Genomic DNA, 17,921 nt, shown 5'->3' with positions numbered 1-17,921 from the left:
AATAAAAAAGGCAGAATTCAGGGCAAGGCAAACAGTGCCGGGCGTGTGCCCAGGCTTATTATTTTCGGGAAGTCATCGATCGGCACTTGCGCCGAGCAACGCCCGTCGTTGCAGTTCCACGGGATACCGCTGTCGACCAGCCCGCGTTGCGGCCGGCGGGTGTCGATGTATTGCACGTTGCCGCGCAACACGCTGCTGGCGTCGACCTTGATCGATCGCGGCAGCCCGGCGGTCCAGGCAACCATGATCTGCTCCGAACCCTTGGCGAACCGCAGCAGGTATTGCGAGTCGATTTCCCGACTCTTTTCAGCGTCGTAACGGAATTCATGCAGCGTCGGGCTGATGGCCTTCAGCGTCAGGTACGCCTGCTTGACGCTCAGGTCCTGATTGAGCAGGCCGAAGTTCTGCTCCGGGTCAGTGCCGTCGGGCCCGTCGTTGAGCAGGCCGTTCCACCACATGCCTTTGATGTTGGGCATCGTCTGCGCCAGAAAGAAACTGCGCGCCAGGAACGCCGCCTGGGTCTTCTCATCACCGCCGCAGCGCCCGTCGTTACTGGGCCAGCCCATTTCGGTGAGGTACAGCGGCACCGGCCCTTTGTTGCGGTTCTTGTCCTTCAGGTCCTCGCTGATCCGCCGCAGCCAGGCAATCCAGTTCTCCGGAGTGTTGCGCTCATCCGAACGGCAATACACGTACGGATGAAGCGACAGCCCGTCGACATGGTTGAGTACCCCCGATTCCACCAGCCGATCGGCAAACCCCAGGTCCATGCCCTGGCTGGTCACGGCGCCGGCCAGAATCACCATCGGCCGCTGGTTGGCGCGAATGCGCTTGGCGGTTTGCTCGATCAGGATGCTGTAGTCCCTGGCGAACTCCGGATCGACCGGGTTTTCCTTGTCCCACTCGTTCCAGATCTCGTAGAAGTCCACGCTGTCGGTGAGCTGGCGGGTGACGAAGCTGACGTAGTTGCCGTAAGCGTCGCGCACCGAGGGTTTCCGCGGTTTGGCGTAGTTCTCGTAAAACGGGTTGCCGTAGCCCAGCACCAACAGCGGTCGCAAACGGTGTTCCTGGGCGGCGCTCAGGAACGACTGCCACGAAGGCTCGATCTTCAACATCCCTCGCCGGGGCTCGGCGCTGGACCAATAGGCATCGTCGCGCACCGAGTCGACACCCGCCGCTTTCAGCAGCTGCAACGCGCGGGCGGAGGTGCTGGGTTTGTTCATCAAGTGCGTGTCGACGCCGATGATGAACGCTTCGTCAGCCCGCGTGATGCAACTGATCAACAAGCCCAGCAACAGGACCGCCGAGGGTCGTCGTAGCCTGGTCAGGTAAGGGATGGGCATGGCTTGTCTCAATGAAGAGGCACGGTCCGGAGCGCTTGCTCAGGTAGGTCTCGGGCCGTCGGCGATAATGTCGGCATGACGAAGGTGCAATGCCGGTGTGTTCAAAACGAGTGCGATTCAAACCGGGCGGGGCTCAAACCGGGTGCGGCAGTGTGTGCCGGTTGCGCTGGGCGATGTCGTCCAGGAGCGTCTGGGCAAAAATGCTTTCGTAACTGTCGAGCATCAACTCCAGGTTCAGTAACGACGCCACGCTGACCCGCGCCTGACCGCTCAGACGCGCCAGTAATTCCGGGTTCTGGTGCAAGCGCAACATCGCCTGGCCCAGTGAGTCGGGATCCTGCGGGTCGCACAGCAAACCGTTGAGCGGGTCCTGAATGATCTCCGGCAAACCGCCCATGCGGCTGGCAATCACCGGCACCGAGTGGGCGCAGGCCTCGACGGCGACCATGCCGAACGGCTCGTTCCACAGCGAAGGCACCACGGCGACGTCGATCTGGCGGTAGAACGCTTCAGGCTTCTGATAACCGACGAAGCTGATCTTCGACGAATTCGCCAGCGCCTTGAACGTGGCTTCGTCATCACTCTGGCCACGCCCTGCGATCTGCAGGGTGGCGTCGAAGGGCAGTCGCTGAAATTGCTCGATCAGCCAGGCCACGCCTTTCTGATGGGACAGCGTGCCCATGTAGCCGAAGCGCAACGGTGCTTTTTTCGCCACGAGATCCGCTTGCCGCCGCTGATGGGGCGAGGCGGTCGGCGGCGTGAACGGGCTGGCGTTGTGCACGACGTACGGGCTGGCGGCGCTGAAATAACCGCGCAGCTGCAGCTTTTCAAGAATGAAGCGGCTGACCCCGACCACCGCCGCGACCTGCGCCGAGCGCGCGTCGTGGCCCTTGCGGAAGGTCTGGCAACTGCCGCATTGCTGCTGGCAGCACTGGCCGCGTTTGAACATGTTGCTGCTCGGGCACATCAGGTACATGTCATGCAGCACCTGCACGATCGGCAGCTTTGCAGCGGTGATCTCGTCCCAGACGGAAACCGACCAGCCGGCCAGGTTGTGGCAGACCACCAGTTGCGGTTGCTCGTTGCCGATGACCTGTTTCACGTATCTGCGCATCGCGCCGTTGTAGCGGTCGCGCAGATGCCAGCCCAGGCGCGCCAGCCGCCCAGGCCGTTGCGCACCGAAATGCCAGTAGAAGTTACGCAGGCCGGCGCGGTAGACCTTGACGCCGTTCACCGCTTCAACGCTCAAACCCGCGGTGGGACCGGTCACCAGCACGCTGACTTCACAGCCGCGCTGCTGCAGGCCTTCGACGGTACGCTGAAGAATGATTTCCGCGCCGCCTCCAATGTGAGGGGCATACAGGCTGCTGATGAACAGTATTTTCATAGTGGATACGACTGATTCAGACCCAGTACCCCGGACTCACCGTCACGGATGGCTTGTTCGATCAGGCCAAGGCGCTCTTCGGCACCGCGCCGCTTGGCGATCAGCCGCAGCAGGCGGAAGAACACCCAGCGGTTGAGGCCGTACAGCAGCGACGAATTGGCCCAGATGTTTTTGTCGAACCAGGCTTGATTGCGCGCGCCGTAGTAGGCGCGCAAGTCCGAGCCGCCCAGCAGGAAGCTCTCGTAGATGTTGTTGGTGCGCGCCTTGATGTTCCACGAGCTTTCCAGATCGTCGAGCAAGGCGTCCGGCACCAGAAAGATCCGGCCGCCACCGGCCGTGATGCGCCAGGTGTATTCGCTGTCGTCCGCGTAAAGCATCAACGCGTCCAGCGGCAGGCCGATGCGGCGATACAGATTGCGGTGGGCGAGCAGGCCGCCGTACGTGGCGAACGGCAATTGCACCATCGGCAGTTTGCTGTGCGGGCTTTGCGGCGCGCCCCACGGCAGTCGGCGCCAGATCTTGTACGGCAGCTGCGCGATGTGAAAACCGAAGAAGCTCGAGCGGCGCTGAATGGCGAAGCGGTTCGGCACGCCGGCGGCGATGTCTGCCTGGTGGGTCGGACGAAAGCCCAGCACGGCGGCCTTGTCTTCGCCGTCGACGCGTTTACGTTCTTCGAGCACCTGATGCAGCGTGGCGATGGCGTTGATGGTCGGCGCGTTGTCGTCGTCCATCAGCCAGATGTGCTCGGCACCGGCGTCCAGCGCGGCCTGGATCCCCACCGAATAACCCCGCGCGGAACCGGTGTTCTCGTGCATGTAGATCACACTGACCTGATTCGGCCAGGTCCGGCGCAGTGTTTCCAGCGGCGCGGTGGATGCGTTGCTGACGATGATCACGCGATCAATCAGCGGGCTTTCCAGCGAGCGGCTGACCAGCGTGTGCAGGTAGTTGAAACGATCACCATAGGTGAGCGTCACCAGCGTGGTTTTCTGGGTCATGGCAACTTCCGGGCGAAGGGGGGTCAAGAGGCTGAAAGCATCAGCCCCGTGGGAATCAGGATGTGTGGATCGGGATGGACGACGCTAAAAGACGGTGGGGCTTTGTTCAGGCCTGGGGATCAGGCCGGCGCTTGCATCCGCGACAGGCTGCTGACCGGCAGGCTGACCTTCTGCTCGCGTTGCAGCAAGTTGAGCAGAATCACCGCGCGTTCATCACCGTCGGCGGCGAGGAAGATCGCTTCGACGTCGTTGAAGCCCTCGGCCGTGATCCGCACCGTTTCACCTTCTTGAAAGGTGACCTTGGCCGGCGGCGCCAGCAGACGCTGACGGATCTGCTCGATCAACTCATCCTGCACCGGAACCGGCATGCCGCCGAAGGTGACGATGCGCGCCACGCCCCGGGTCGAGCGGATCGGGTACCAGTTGTCGCTGGCCTGGTCCATGTGGATGAACAGGTAACCGGGGAACAGCTCCTCTTCGGCCGGCGCCCGTGAGCCACGTTTTTTCTCGCCGTGCTTGACCGGGCGGTAGCACTCGAACTGCTGACGTTGCAGGTGCTCTGCCGCACGTGCTTCCTGGCGGGGTTTGGTCTGGATCAGGTACCAGCGCGCGGAGCCACAGGAGCTATTGACGACTTCAGACATACACTTCACTCCACTGCGATCCGGTGCGACCCGGTCAGGACAACGTCAGGTTTTTGCGCCAGCCCGTGCATCATGCCTGGCCCGGCGCAGGGTGGATTCTTGTCCAGCCCGTATTCGGTCAACATCTGCTGCACCTGCTCAACGCAGTTGAACATCAGCACATCGATGATCGACAGGTTGGCGACGAAAGGTTGCCGGAACTGACGATACACCACCGGGTTCATCCGGAAGAACCGCACCAGCAAACCGTTGCGGGCGAAGTGGTCACGGTCGTAGAGCACCGAGCCGCCTTCCGGGGTGATGAACGTAGTGGCTTCAAACGTGTGAGCAATGCGAATGATGCGCTCCTGCTTGTCCGCAGCGCTACCCAGTATTAGGTCCGAGCTGCGCAGGATCGGCGTCACGATGTGTAGATAAGCACATATTTCACGGATGGCGTGTTCGGCATACAGCGCGATGTTCTGTTGCGGGAAACGGATCAACCGCTCCACCAGCGGCATGACCTGCGTGAAGTAGGGCGCCTCTCGGTAACTCTCGGCGAGCAGATCGATCAGCCGCAGCGCTTCATCGCTGAAGTGATCACACAGTTGGCGCTGATTGATCTGCAACTGGAAGCGGTCTTTCTTCAACGGGAAGGTGATCAGCTTCGCTTCGTCGTTGTGCAGGATGCGGTTGCGATTGACCCAGCCGGACCGCACATAGTGCAGATCGTCTCCCAGGACGAAGACGTCTGCGGCGGCGATGAGCTGAAAGTAACCCAGGTACGGGAACAGATAGGGCTGCATCACTGCAAGGGTCCTGGCCATGTGCGTCTCCTTGGCGTGCGTGTCGATTTACTTGCGGACCGTGGTGTAGTCGTAACCGTACGCGGCGCAATCGTAATCGGCGGTCGACGCCTTGCGCAGGACACCGTTGAAGATCGCGCCCTTGATCAGAATGCCGTTGTGCATCAGGCGGCGTTTGCACGCTTCGATTTCCTTGGCGGTGCTCAGGCCGAAGCGGGTCACCAGCAGGCAGGTGCCGGACTGGCGGCCGACCAGCGTGGCATCGGTCACGGCCAGGATCGGCGGGGTGTCGATGATCACCAGGTCATACAGCGGCGACAGCTCGCTGATCATTTTGTTGAAGTTGTCGTGCATCAACAGCTCGGACGGGTTCGGCGCCGCGTAACCGCAGGAGATGAAGTCCAGGTTGCGCACTTCGGTGTGGTTGATCACTTCCTTGCTGCCCAGACGCGCAGCGAGGGTGTCGGACAAACCGTGCTTGGGCGTCAGGTTGAACATCTTGTGCAGATAGCCTTTGCGCATGTCGGCGTCGATCAGCAACACGCGTTTGCCGGTCTGCGCAATGATCACCGCCAGGTTGCTGGAGACGAACGATTTGCCCACGCCCGGCGTCGGGCTGGAAATCATCAGCACGTTGTTGCGGGCTTCGAGCATGGCAAAGTGCAGGCTGGTGCGCAGGCTGCGCAACGCTTCGATCGCCAGTTCCGTCGGGGCGCTGACGCTCAGCAGGCGAGGCTCCTTGCTCGCCGAACGGCTCTGGGCTGCCTTCTCCATGCGTTCCTGCAGTCGCGAATACGGCAGCGAGGCGTACACCGGCATGCCGAGGTTCTCGATGACTTCCGGGTTGTCCACGCCGCGATAGAACGCCTGGCGCACAAACACGGTGGCAACGGCCAGCAGCAGACCGATCAGGGCGGCGACCAGCACGATGATTTTGCGCATCGGCTTGACCGGCTCTTCGACGTTGGCGTCGGCGTTGTCGATGATGCGTACGTTGCCGATGCTGCCGGCGCGCAGAATGTCCTGCTCCTGGCTCTTGTCCAGCAACAGGGTGTAGGTCTGCGAGGTGACCTGCATGTCACGGTTCAGACGCAGCAGCTCTTGTTGCGTGGCCGGCAGGGCCTCGATCTTCTTCAGCAGCGCGGCTTTCTGGGATTCAACCTGGCCGATCTGAGTCATCAGGGCGCGGTAGGTCGGATGCTCCGGCGTGTACAGACGCTCGACGTCCACGCGCTTCATTTTCAGGTCCGACAGGGTGCCTTCCAGCTTGACCACCTGATCCAGAACCGATTTGGTTTCAACGCTCAGGTCAACCGACTTGGCGCCCATCTGGAAATTGTTCAGCGCGATTTCCGACTGTTCCAGCTGCTTGCGCACGGCAGGCAATTGCGAACGGAGGAACTCCAGACGCTGGGCGGCCTCAGCCGAACTGCGCTCGACGTTCTGACGCACATACAGGCGGCTGACTTCGTTGAGGATGCGCTTGGCCAGTGCCGGGTCGGGATCCTGAATCGACAGGTAAACGATCCCCGAGTCCTTGCCCGCTTCCATGATTTTCAGACGGTCCTGGTAATCCAGCGCGGCGGTCAGGGTGCGTTGGCGCACCACAGTGAACTCGGTGCCCGGACGGGCATTGAGCGCAGCCACCTGGATTTTGATGCCGCTGCCTTCCACGGTCTGACCGACCGGGCCGCTGAGCAGCTTGTTGCGGTCTTCGTCATAGAGGGTAAAGGTGCCAGGCTTGCCCGCCACCATGGTCATCTTTTCACCCAGCAGTGCGTCCGGCACTTCCAGCTGGAAGACGTCGATTTTCTCGCCGCCCCAGGCAAAGCTGTTCAGGCCTAACATGGGATCGGCCAGCGCGCCTTCACGTTCCGGCTTGAACCGACGCGCCATGTAGGTGCCCAGACCCGGGAGGTATTTGGGCTTCTGCACGATGTACAGCTTCAGGTCATCAACGACCTTGCCCAGCACCGCGCGGGATTTGATCAGCTCGATTTCGGTGGTCGCCTGGGAAACCGACAGCGGCTTGCTGGAGACTTCGGTGCGGCCCTCGATGCCGACTTTGCGCGGTTCGATCTGAATCATCGCGTTGGCCTGGAAGATCGGCGTGGCCAGAATGGCGTAGGTGGCGCCGAGCAGGACGCAGATGCCGACAATCGACGCAATCAATCCTTTGTGATCGAAAAGTGTGCGCAAGATAGTCGCCAAATCGATCCGGGAGTCCTGGACCTCGTCCAGAGAAGTACGGTTCATAGCGGTCATTTATCTTGGATCTCCTGACTGAAGATAAGGAAGCCAGTCGTCGACACAACGCGAAAGCAGCTCGTAGGTCTGTTCAAAGGCTAGTTTCGGGCGCCGGTAGGGATCGGCGATTTCCAGCTCTTGTTGCCATTTGCCAATCAGAAACGTCTTGCCGCGTACCTCGGGGGCCAGCTTGAGGACGCTCTGGGTCTGACGATGCTCCATGACTAGAATCAGCTCTGCTTCATGGAGCATCTGCCGATCGATCTGACGGCTTCGATGTTTGTGGGCGGGGACGCCGTTGACGTGCAGCACGGCCTGAGCCAGCGGGTCGACGGTGGAACTGAGCATGGCGTGGGTACCGGCCGACGAGATCTGGATGCGTGCGTTCGGCACGCGTTGTCGGAACATGGCTTCGGCCATGGGGCTGCGACAGATATTGCCGACGCAGACCACCAGTACGTTATTGAACATGACCTTTGCTGAGGGTCGTCATCAGTCTCTTGCTGATGTTGGTGCTGAAGTTCTGCCCGACCGCCAGCAGCGTCTGCATCTTGCGTTTCGGGGTGATCGCCGACAGCGAGTACTCGACCAGCTCCATCAGGAAATGCTCATACAGTTCCTGATTACCGAGCCGGTTGTAGTAGTTGGCCAGCGCGCCAGAGGTCTGCAGCGCCATGTGCAGCTTGCGTTTGTTGGAGCGCATCGAAAACACGCCGCCCGGGTGCAACCGGTACATGGCCGGCTTGACCTCACCCATGAATTTGCCCTTGCCGTAGGCACCGAGCAGCGACCACCAGACCAGATCGTTGAGCGGCGCGGCGCGCAGCTCGGGTGGCAACGAATCGAACACGTTGCGGAACACCGTGGTCAGCGTCGATACCGGTCGCGCCTTCTGCAGCTCCAGCGCCGTGGCATCACCGCGCAGCTTGCCTTGCAGCTGAATCGGGTATTGGCCGCTGATGTCGAAGGGGATCGCGTCGTGGTAGGTCAGCACGTAATCCGGGTTGTCCTCGAGAAAATCTACCTGGATCTGCAGCTTGCGCGGATCAGTCCAGTAATCATCGCCTTCGCAGTAAGCGATGTAGCGGCCCCGCGCTTCGCCGAACAGACGCGGCACCGGCGAGTTGTTCTGCGAGTACTGATTCGTCTCGTGATAGAAGGGCCGGATCAGCGTCGGGAAGCGTTTGACGTAATCGGCAATGATGCGGGCGGTGCCGTCCGTGGAGGCATCGTCGTTCACCAGGATTTCGAAGGCGAACGTGGTTTGCTGCATCAGGAAACCTTCCAGCGTCTGCGCGACGTAGGCTTCCTGGTTGTAGGCTGGACAGACGATGCTGACCAAGGGCGCGGCGGACGGCGAGGTGCTCGTCTTATTGCTATTAGCATCCATGGCTTGGGTACTCGAAGTTAAACACTGGGTTTGCTGAACAGAACGGAAATCTTCATCACCAGCGGCTTGTAGCTGGCGGCCACAATCAGCAGCGTGAGCAGGCCGCTGACGGCCAGACCCAGGAAGACGCTGATGCGGTTTTCATTGGCGATCAGGCGCAGCAACGGCTCGGTGAGCGCCAGGCCCACGCCGGTCATCACGCTGATGCGGATGATGTCGCGCAGCCATTGGCTGTGAATGCCCGGGGCCAGGCGCTGGTGCACGATGACCGGCCAGATGGCGAAGGACACGACGCGCAACACGAACCAGGCGATCGCCGCGCCGTAAGCGCCATAACCGCGAATCGCCAGAAACATCACCGGCACCGTGATCAGCGCCGAAACAATGCTGTACCAGACGTGCAGGTGCATGCGCCCATACGCGTATTGCAGGTAAAACTGGAATGCGCTGACCGCCATGATGGCGCTGCCCAGCGAGTACCACGGCAGAATCGTCCGGCTCCACTCGGCGGCAGGTCGGTCGCCCGACCAGGCAAACACCATCTGGTCGGCGTGCAGTGCGATCAGTGCCGCGAGGGGGAACAGGAACGTGCACACAAACCGGTTGGCCGCCAGATACAACTGATGCATGTCATCCCGGCGACCTTCGGCCATCAACACGGTCAGGCGCGGCAGCAAGGTCTGCGCCAGCGGGTTGGACAGCATCATGATCCCGGTGGTGATCAGCGCAACCAGCGAGAAATAACCGTATTCATCGAGCGGCAGCAGCTCGGAGAGCAGCACCTTGTCGATCTGGGTCAGCACGATCCACAGCACCGCTGTGCCGGACATGCTCGCCGCGAACGGGATGATCGGCTTGACCAGATCCCAGTTAAAACCGGTCAGCGGCGACGGCGTCGGCATCTGCTGATAGGCACGCGCCGCGAAGATCAACGCTTCGATCAAGCCCACCAGCGCCTGGAATTCAAAGAAGTGCACCGGGTCGTTGGAGATCGTGCTCACCAGCAGCAGGCCGCCGAAGTAGCGCAGCGTGGCGATGATTACGTTGGCGATATTCAGCCATGCATGCTGTTCAAGGCCTTGAATCCCGCTTTTATAGAGCGTCGAAAACAAGCGCAGGGCGATGACGATGCCCATCAGCCCGATGCACTGCACCAGCGTCTCAGTCGACAATTGCTGGGCATTGAGCCAGTGCACGGCAATCCATTCGCTGCCGGCGTACATCGCCACGCAGCAGAAACCCGCCAGCGGCAGGAAGATGATCTCGAACGAACGCAGCAGGCGACCGGTGTAGCGATCCAGTCCATCGCTACCCTGGCGATGCGCCACCGCCCTGACCAGACTCGGCGACAACCCTGCGTCCAGCAATTGCAGCCAGGCCTGCAGCACCGAGAAAAACCCGATCAGCCCGTATGCCTCGGCGCCCATGTGGCCGAGATAGAACGGCATGATCAGGATCCCCACGAGCAGCGTGTAGGCCTGGCCTGCATAGCTCAACGCAGTGTTGCGTATGACTGAGCGCTTGGTTTGCATCGAAAGTCCTTCCGGCAAAACAGGGTGAATGGCGCGATGGCTTGCGCGGCGGCGTTACATGACCTGCGCGAGGGACGGCACACGGTACGGCGAGTGGGCGGCGCTGGTTTCGGCGATCACCGTATTGATCACGCGATCCTGATCGTCGCGCAGCAGGCCCGGGTAAATCGGCAAACACAGCACGCGCTCGCTCAATGAACGCGAAGCGGTTTGTGCCGCTTGCGGCTGCAGGTATTCAAGGGTGTCCAGCGACGGGTAGAAATAGCGGCGCGGGTTGATCCCGTTGGTGTTCAGCGCCGAACGCAAACGCAGCAGCTGTTGTTCGTCGCGCAGGGCGATCGGGTAATAGCTGTGGTTGACCTCGCTATTGTTTTCCGGTCGCTGCAGGTCGACGTAATCGCCCAGGCGGGTGGTGTAGCGGTCAGCGATTTCAGCGCGTTCCTGAAGAATGTTCTCGATGTCGTCGAGAATGCACAGCCCCATCGCGGCAGAGAATTCGTTGAGCTTGGCGTTGATGCCGATGCCGTCGATCTTGTCGACGTCGACGATGCCGAAGTTGCACAGCAGGTGAACCCGGCGCGCCGTTTCGTCATCGTTGGTGATAATCGCGCCGCCTTCGATGGTGTGAAACAGCTTGGTGGCGTGGAAGCTCAGGGTGCTGACGTCGCCCCAGTTGAGCACCGACTGGCCGGCGTGTCGCACGGCAAAGGCATGGGCGCCGTCGTACACGACTTTCAGATTGCGCCGGCGGGCGATTTCCTCGATGCGTTCAACGGCGCACGGGTTGCCGAACACATGGGTGCCGACGATGGCGGTGGTGTCGGAGACGATGCGGCTCTCGATGTGGTCGGGCGAGATGTTCCAGGTCTGCGCGTCGATGTCGGCGAAGATCGGGCGAATGCCTTCCCACTGCAACGAACTGCTGGTGGCCACGAAGCTGAACGGCGTAGTCACTGCGCTGCCGCTCAAACCCAGCGCGCGATAGGCGACTTGCAGGGCGAGGGTGCCGTTGTTGGTGAGGATGACGTGCTTGACGCCCAGGTAGTCTTTCAGACGTTGTTCGAGCTCGCACACCAGCGGCCCGTGGTTGGTCAGCCAGCCGCGCGCATAAATGCCCTCGACGTAGCCTTTGAACTTGTCGATATCGCCCAGGTAAGTCTTGGTGACGTTGATCATCGAATTCTCCATTTCAGATGCAAAGCTTTTAAAAGGCTTTCGGGGCAGTGACGCGCTGGCGCCGGTCTGACGCCGGGCCGTCAACGCCAGGTTTGAGCGAAATCAGTTGGGGGTGGATGCCGGCGGCTGGTTGCCTGCCTTGTTGCTCATCCGTCGCGCGCGGCCCTGATTGATTTTCAGGATCAACCGGGTGGCCAGGCTGCCTGCATGGGGGTCGCCGAAGTGGAAGAGCGCGGTGGCGCGCTTCACGTCCGGCCGGCAGGCCTGGTTGGCGTGCAGGCTGCGATAACCCCAGAAGAAATAAACGCTGCCCGGCTCCAGGCGCAGGACATAGGGCTTGAGCCAGTGGTGCTGCATGCCCTTGATGATCCAGCCGCGGGTAATCTTGTTCTGCAGCAGTGCTTTCTCGAACACGTTGAACACCACCCATGAGCGCACTCGGCGGATGTTCGGAAACAGCATCAGGTCGCCGCGTCCTTCGCCTTCGCTGGGGATGAACACCGGGATCAGCGCGGTCACCAGGCTGGCGTCGTAATGGAAGCTGTTGGATTCGCGCTTGCCCTGATTGCCCTGCACGCAGCGCAGCACCGGGAAGATGCGGTCACTGGCGGCCTCGCGGCGGGCCGCATGCTTATAGAGGCGACCCAGCAGTGTCTTGAAACGCGGGTCAGACCAGTAGCTCGCCAGCAGGCTTTCGCTCAGTGCCGTTTCGCCGTGGTAGGCAAAGTATTCGCCCTGGTGTTTCTGCGCCTGCTCGTCAGTCCAGGCCCGCAGCTGCTGCAGGTCCGTGTCAGGCACGGCCGCGTTCAGTTTTGCAAAGCCGTTGGTATCGATTTCGTCAGCCAGTCGCTGAACCAGCTGCTCATCCATGTCGAAAGATAAAGGCATTGCATCAGGCCCTCGTAGAGAGTGAGGAGTGCAGGGCAGGGGGGTGAATTGCGCTTCAGGCACGCTACCGCCCGAATCTGCAGATCCTGCCGTTGTACTAATAAGGCGTGCATTCAAACGGTGGCTTCATTCAGCACCGGCTGACTAAAGCGTTGGGCAAAGCTACCGCCCCACCGAGCACATTCAGTCATTCGAAAACGCTTTCTTTAAACCAAAAACTGCCCACCGGCGCTGATTTCACACCGTTTAAAACGTTAACTTCATGGTCAGTCGCAGGGCAATTAAGTCGGAATGCTCTCGGCGAACGGCTCTAGGGCCGCACTGCAAAAACGGGAAAACATTGGACATGCCTATATATCGACGGAGGCAGAGTTTCTGTCAAATTATTTCGCCATCATTCTGTTAATTTTTTGATAAGCCTGTCGTTAGCGTAGCTAACGTGTTGATTTTATTGATAGTCAATAAAACATCGCCGCCTTCTCGTGGTGCGTGACGCTTTTTAGGCACTCTCCGCGACTGCCTCTTTGGCAACCAGAAACGACGGAAAAGACTTTTTTCCAACGTCAGAACTTGGGCGCGCACAGGGATTAACGGTTTTATGGCGCTCGATTATTGAACGTGTCATTCGAACGTAGTTATGCGGCGTGGTAACTAACCAGCCGCCGTTGAAATGCGCAATAAGCGATCACAGCCGTGTTGCAGTTTTATAGATAGAACTGTGTTCGCTTATATATAAATCAGCGTGTGTGAGTGCGTGGTAGGCCCGAAGATTTCATCAGTGCGCGATGGGGTTGCCCGAGCGGGTCATTCCCTCGCCTTGGGTTGAGGCGGCGTTGCGGTTGCTCAGCCTTGATCGCTGCTCCATTATCCGGGTCTGCGATGCACACAATTCGGGTCACCAGGAGATTCAATGAATACGCAGTCGAAAACCACTGGAGTGGCGATGCAACGCCTTGCGCAGGCGCGCGCCCTGATGAGCCGCGAAGGCATCGACGCCTGGCTGGTGCCGTCGGCCGACCCTCATCTCTCTGAATATCTGCCAGGTTACTGGCAAGGGCGGCAGTGGCTGTCCGGCTTCCACGGCTCCGTCGGTACCTTGATCATCACCCAGGACTTCGCCGGTCTGTGGGCTGACAGCCGTTATTGGGAGCAGGCGAGCAAGGAACTGGCAGGCAGCAGCATCGAGCTGGTCAAGCTGCAACCGGGTCAGACCGGCCCACTTGAATGGCTCGCCGAGCAGGCCAGGACGGATTCTGTTGTTGCGGTGGATGGCGCGGTATTGGCCGTGGCGTCGTCGCGTACACTGGCTGCCAATCTGTACGAAAAAGGCGCGAGGCTTCGCACCGACCTCGACCTCTTGACAGAGTTGTGGAACGACCGGCCTGCGTTGCCAGCCCAGGCTATTTATGAGCACGCGGCGCCCCACGCTACCGAGACACGCACCGACAAGCTGACTCGACTGCGCACGGTGATGGCCGAGCGCGGCGCGGATTGGCATTTCCTCGCCACCCTGGACGACATCGCCTGGCTGTTTAACCTGCGTGGCGCCGACGTTTCCTACAACCCGGTGTTCATTTCCTTCGCCTTGATCGGCCCGAACAGCATCAACCTGTTTGTCGCATCAGAGAAAGTCGACGCCGTATTGCGCAGAACCCTGGAGCAAGACGGCATCACCCTGCATGAATACACGCGCATCGGCACTGCGCTGCGCAACGTGCCCAAGGATGCACGGTTGCTGGTTGATCCGGCGCGGGTCACCTGTGGCCTGCTGGATTACCTCGACAGTGAAGTCACGCTGGTCGAAGGCCTCAACCCGACCACGCTGTTCAAATCGCAGAAAAGCGCTGCTGACACCCGGCATATCCGCCAGGCGATGGAGCAGGATGGCGCGGCGCTGTGCGAGTTCTTCGCCTGGCTGGATTCAGCGCTGGGCAAGGAGCCCGTGAGCGAACTGACCATCGACGAGAAGCTCAGCGCGGCGCGGGCCCGTCGGCCGGGCTACGTGTCCCAGAGTTTCGCCACCATCGCCGGCTTCAACGGCAACGGGGCCATGCCTCACTACCGCGCCACCGAAGAAGAGCACGCGCAAATCGAAGGTGACGGCTTGCTGCTGATCGACTCCGGCGGTCAATACCTGGGCGGCACCACAGATATCACCCGCATGGTGCCCGTTGGCACTCCGACGGCCGAGCAGAAGCGCGACTGCACGCGCGTTCTGAAGGGCGTCATCGCGCTGTCCCGAGCGCACTTTCCCCGGGGCATTCTTTCGCCACTGCTTGACTCAATTGCTCGCGCCCCGATCTGGGCTGAAGGCGTCAACTACGGCCACGGCACCGGTCACGGCGTCGGCTACTTCCTTAATGTGCACGAAGGCCCCCAGGTGATTGCCTATCAGGCTGCCGTCACGCCGCAAACCGCGATGCAGCCAGGGATGATCACGTCGATCGAGCCTGGCACGTATCGGCCGGGGCAGTGGGGTGTGCGCATTGAAAACCTGGTGATCAATCAGGAGGCGGGCAAGACCGAGTTCGGCGAGTTTCTCAAGTTCGAGACCCTCACGCTGTGTCCGATAGACACGCGCTGCCTGGAAATCGGCCTGCTGACGCAAGAGGAGCGTGAATGGCTGAACGAATACCACGCCCAGGTCAGGCAGCGCCTCAGTCCATTAGTGGAGGGTGCCGCGTTGGCATGGTTGAACGGTCGTACTGAGTCGGTTTGACCCGGAACGCCATCGCCCTTTTTGGCGGTGGCGTTGCAAGGGAGGGCTATACGCTTAGCGCTTCCCTAACGAAATCGAGTCGGTCCTGACCGAAATAGAGCTCGTCGTCGACGAACATGCTCGGGGCGCCAAACACGCCTCGTGCAACCGCCGCTTCGGTGTTGGTTTTCAGCTGATCCTTGACGCTGGGATCGCTGATCCAGCCAAGGACTTGCGCCGGATCAAAGCCAGCCCTTATAAGCGCAGCTGACAACGCCCCAGGATCGTTCAGGTCCAGCGCTTCTACCCACATCGCCTTGAAGGTGATTTCCAGTAGTTCGATGAACCGTTGCGGCTGGAGCGTCTGCGCAGCAGTCAATGCGCGCATCAGGCTCAGCGTGTTGATCGGGAAGTGGGGGTTAAAGGTGAGGGGGACCTGGTAGCGCTTGGCGAAGCGTGCCAGATCCTTGATGGAGTAACGCGCTTTGGCAGGCACGTCGTTGGGCGACGCATTGCCTGTTGCTTTGAACACCGCCCCCAGCAAGATAGGCTGATAGATCAATGTCGCTGAGGTCTCGTCGCAGATCTTTCGCAACTGGGTGTAGGCCAGGTAACTGGTCGGGCTGCCCACATCGAAGTAAAACTCCACGCTTCGGTTCATCGTTGCATTCCTTCTTCTTATATAGGTAAGGGCACGCCCCACGTGACTCGCTGACGCGCGGGTCTACCAGCGTTCGTTCCAGGGACGCAGGTCCAGCTCGAACGTCCATGCGTCCCGGGGCTGGTTGTGCAGGTACCAGTAATTCTCTGCGATGTGTTCAGGGTCGAGGATGCCGTCCTCATCCTTCAGCGCGTAGCGTTCTGGAAACTGAGTGCGGATGAAGTCAGTGTCGATCGCGCCGTCCACCACCACGTGAGCCACATGGATATTCATCGGCCCCAATTCACGAGCCATGCTTTGCGCCAGTGCCCGTAGCCCATGTTTGGCGCCGGCGAAGGCCGCAAAATTGGCGGCGCCACGCAGGCCTGCAGTTGCACCGGTAAACAGAAGGGTGCCGCGTTTGCGTTTTGCCATTCGCAGCGCAACCTCCCGGGCATTCAGAAACCCAGAGAAGCATGCCATCTCCCAGATCTTGAAGTACTTGCGCGCCGTCTCTTCAAGAATGCTGCACGGCACGTTGGCGCCTATATTGAAAACGAACGCCTCGATAGGGCCGATCTCATTCTCGATCTGCGCAACCAGCGCAACCACGTCGTCTTCTCTGCGCGCGTCCGAGGCGAACCCGTAGGCTTCGCCGCCGCTCTGCCGAATAGAGTCCACCAGAGGCTGAAGCTTGTCGGCGCTCCTGCGAGTGACGCATGCCACGTAGCCCTCCCGGGCAAAGCGTTTTGCGATCGCGCCTCCCGTTGCGTCGCCTGCACCCACAACCAGAACTACCTTCTTATTATTCGATGTAATGGTCATCACGATTCCTTTATTAAACGATCGTTTACCTAACGGACGTTATGCTAGGGTCGCGAGGGCGTCAAGGCACTCATTCAAGTAAAAGGGAAAACAATGCGCTACTCGGCCGACCATAAAGAGCAAACCCGGCGCGCCATGCTCGACAGCAGTGCGGCCCTGGTAAAGGAGAAAGGCTTCGCGCCAATGGGGGTGGACGGTCTGATGAAAGCCGTCGGCCTTACCGGAGGGGCTTTCTATAGCCACTTCTCTTCGAAGGATGATTTGTTTCAGGCGGTGGTCGAGCGCGAGTTGACCCGTAGCCTGGCATTACTCGGTGGCGATGAGTCGCTGACCCTGGACAGAATCAAGCAGTGCCTGCGGCATTACCTGACACTGTCGCACGTACAGAACCCCGCCGGTGGATGCGTCATTCCTGCATTGGGCGCTGAGATTGCCCGCGCAGCAGGACCTGCGCGCCTGCGTGCCGAGCACTGGTTGTGCGAATTACATAGGGCATGGGCTGAAGTGCTTGGGGACGAAGATCTGGCGTGGGCGGCCATTGCTCAGTGCGTTGGCGCGCTGACGATCGCGCGAATGATGGCGACGCCCGAGCTGCAGCAACGCGTGGTGGACGCCAGCCATGACCTGCTGTGTCAGCAGGTGGATGCGCTGTCGGCAGTTGACTAGGGGTTAGTCGGCTTCTTGCAGATGATGATCATGCTGCGGCTGGTGTAGCCGGCCGGATTCAGACCAAGCGGGTATTCTCCCGGATCTTCCGCGCCGTCGCCGGACTTGGCGATCACCCTATATTGCTTGGACACGCAGGAGTTGGTCGCCATGTCATAGCACTGCTCCCACGAGGACGACAGGCCCGAGCAGTTGATGTGGATACCGCGTTTACCCATGACCGGTTTAGACGTCGCTGCGCATCCAGCGACAGCCAATGCTGCCAGTGCCATCAAAAAGTACTTCATTCATATCCTTACCTGACCGGCACGTTGCGGTCAGTGACTATCCAGAATTCGCATGCTGCCGCTGACGTTCACGTCCGTGTGGAGCAGAGGCACCATGTTGAGGCGCACCGGCTAAACATCGCTCAATAGTGAGACAAATGCCAGTGACATCGTGTATCACAGCCGGTGGCTGTGCTGCCGCTTGCTGCCTAAAGCCATAGGAATGGCGGTTTAAAAAGCTCGCGCTCCTTATAAGAACTTATGGATAGAGGTCTGTTAAGCAGCAAAGGCGCCAAGTACCAGTGTTTGTTCAGTCTGTTGAAATAAGTGCTTGACGCCCCTCTGGATCTGTCTATAATTCTCCCCACTTCCGGCGCAGAAGAAACGGAAAACTCCTTGATAATCAAAGAGTTGGACGAAGTAAGCAGCGAGGAATGCT

At 60.2% G+C, this 17,921-nt stretch carries 16 protein-coding genes; 2 read left to right on the top strand and 14 right to left on the bottom strand.

The window, feature by feature from the left end:
* Positions 1-17: 17 nt before the first annotated feature.
* The 11 genes from L4G42_RS00080 to L4G42_RS00030 form a co-directional block, all read right to left on the bottom strand.
* Positions 18-1,340, bottom strand: coding sequence for a hypothetical protein (locus L4G42_RS00080; RefSeq protein WP_237252155.1), 1,323 nt, complete (start codon positions 1,338-1,340; stop codon positions 18-20).
* Between the two features lie 133 nt (positions 1,341-1,473).
* Positions 1,474-2,727, bottom strand: coding sequence for a glycosyltransferase family 4 protein (locus L4G42_RS00075; RefSeq protein WP_237252154.1), 1,254 nt, complete (start codon positions 2,725-2,727; stop codon positions 1,474-1,476).
* Positions 2,724-3,725 carry a glycosyltransferase gene (locus L4G42_RS00070; protein WP_237252153.1) on the bottom strand — a complete coding sequence of 334 codons (1,002 nt, stop codon included), beginning with the start codon at positions 3,723-3,725 and terminating at the stop codon, positions 2,724-2,726. The genes L4G42_RS00075 and L4G42_RS00070 overlap by 4 nt, the downstream gene beginning before the upstream one ends.
* Positions 3,726-3,844: 119 nt before the next feature.
* On the bottom strand, positions 3,845-4,369 hold the full coding sequence (gene rfaH, locus L4G42_RS00065) for a transcription/translation regulatory transformer protein RfaH (RefSeq protein WP_237252152.1): 525 nt from the start codon (positions 4,367-4,369) through the stop codon (positions 3,845-3,847).
* 5 nt (positions 4,370-4,374) lie between these two features.
* Positions 4,375-5,175: a WbqC family protein gene (locus L4G42_RS00060; RefSeq protein ID WP_237252151.1), complete on the bottom strand. Its 801-nt coding sequence runs from the start codon at positions 5,173-5,175 to the stop codon at positions 4,375-4,377.
* Between the two features lie 27 nt (positions 5,176-5,202).
* Entirely contained in the window at positions 5,203-7,419 is a 2,217-nt protein-coding gene (locus L4G42_RS00055) for a polysaccharide biosynthesis tyrosine autokinase (RefSeq protein WP_237252150.1), read from the bottom strand.
* Positions 7,420-7,872, bottom strand: coding sequence for a low molecular weight protein-tyrosine-phosphatase (locus tag L4G42_RS00050; RefSeq protein WP_237252149.1), 453 nt, complete (start codon positions 7,870-7,872; stop codon positions 7,420-7,422).
* Positions 7,862-8,791, bottom strand: a complete 930-nt coding sequence (locus tag L4G42_RS00045) for a glycosyltransferase family 2 protein (RefSeq protein WP_237252148.1) — start codon at positions 8,789-8,791, stop codon at positions 7,862-7,864. The genes L4G42_RS00050 and L4G42_RS00045 overlap by 11 nt, the downstream gene beginning before the upstream one ends.
* Positions 8,792-8,808: 17 nt before the next feature.
* Positions 8,809-10,323 carry a lipopolysaccharide biosynthesis protein gene (locus L4G42_RS00040; protein ID WP_237252147.1) on the bottom strand — a complete coding sequence of 505 codons (1,515 nt, stop codon included), beginning with the start codon at positions 10,321-10,323 and terminating at the stop codon, positions 8,809-8,811.
* Positions 10,324-10,377: 54 nt separating this feature from the next.
* Positions 10,378-11,499, bottom strand: a complete 1,122-nt coding sequence (locus L4G42_RS00035) for a DegT/DnrJ/EryC1/StrS family aminotransferase (RefSeq protein WP_237252146.1) — start codon at positions 11,497-11,499, stop codon at positions 10,378-10,380.
* 102 nt (positions 11,500-11,601) lie between these two features.
* Positions 11,602-12,387: a hypothetical protein gene (locus L4G42_RS00030; RefSeq protein WP_237252145.1), complete on the bottom strand. Its 786-nt coding sequence runs from the start codon at positions 12,385-12,387 to the stop codon at positions 11,602-11,604.
* A 910-nt stretch (positions 12,388-13,297) separates the two neighbouring features.
* Here L4G42_RS00030 and L4G42_RS00025 point away from each other — a divergent pair.
* On the top strand, positions 13,298-15,106 hold the full coding sequence (locus tag L4G42_RS00025; protein ID WP_237252144.1) for an aminopeptidase P family protein: 1,809 nt from the start codon (positions 13,298-13,300) through the stop codon (positions 15,104-15,106).
* Between the two features lie 46 nt (positions 15,107-15,152).
* Here L4G42_RS00025 and L4G42_RS00020 read toward each other — a convergent pair whose 3' ends face one another.
* Together L4G42_RS00020 and L4G42_RS00015 are read right to left on the bottom strand one after the other, a co-directional pair.
* The gene (locus L4G42_RS00020; RefSeq protein WP_237252143.1) at positions 15,153-15,746 is read right to left on the bottom strand and encodes a 2-hydroxychromene-2-carboxylate isomerase; all 594 of its coding nucleotides are present in this window, start codon (positions 15,744-15,746) and stop codon (positions 15,153-15,155) included.
* Between the two features lie 63 nt (positions 15,747-15,809).
* Complete coding sequence (locus L4G42_RS00015; RefSeq protein ID WP_237252142.1) at positions 15,810-16,550, bottom strand: SDR family oxidoreductase; 741 nt, start codon at positions 16,548-16,550, stop codon at positions 15,810-15,812.
* A gap of 93 nt (positions 16,551-16,643) precedes the next feature.
* Between L4G42_RS00015 and L4G42_RS00010 the strand changes: the two genes are divergently transcribed.
* On the top strand, positions 16,644-17,216 hold the full coding sequence (locus L4G42_RS00010) for a TetR/AcrR family transcriptional regulator (RefSeq protein WP_237252141.1): 573 nt from the start codon (positions 16,644-16,646) through the stop codon (positions 17,214-17,216).
* Here L4G42_RS00010 and L4G42_RS00005 read toward each other — a convergent pair.
* Positions 17,213-17,503, bottom strand: coding sequence for a hypothetical protein (locus L4G42_RS00005; protein WP_237252140.1), 291 nt, complete (start codon positions 17,501-17,503; stop codon positions 17,213-17,215). The two genes, L4G42_RS00010 and L4G42_RS00005, sit on opposite strands and share 4 nt — an antisense overlap.
* Between the last annotated feature and the right edge of the window lie 418 nt (positions 17,504-17,921).

Source organism: Pseudomonas petrae, assembly GCF_021728295.1.
Lineage (GTDB): Bacteria > Pseudomonadota > Gammaproteobacteria > Pseudomonadales > Pseudomonadaceae > Aquipseudomonas > Aquipseudomonas petrae.
The sequence above is the reverse complement of the archived record's forward strand: the minus strand, read 5'-3'. Positions and strand labels throughout refer to the sequence as shown.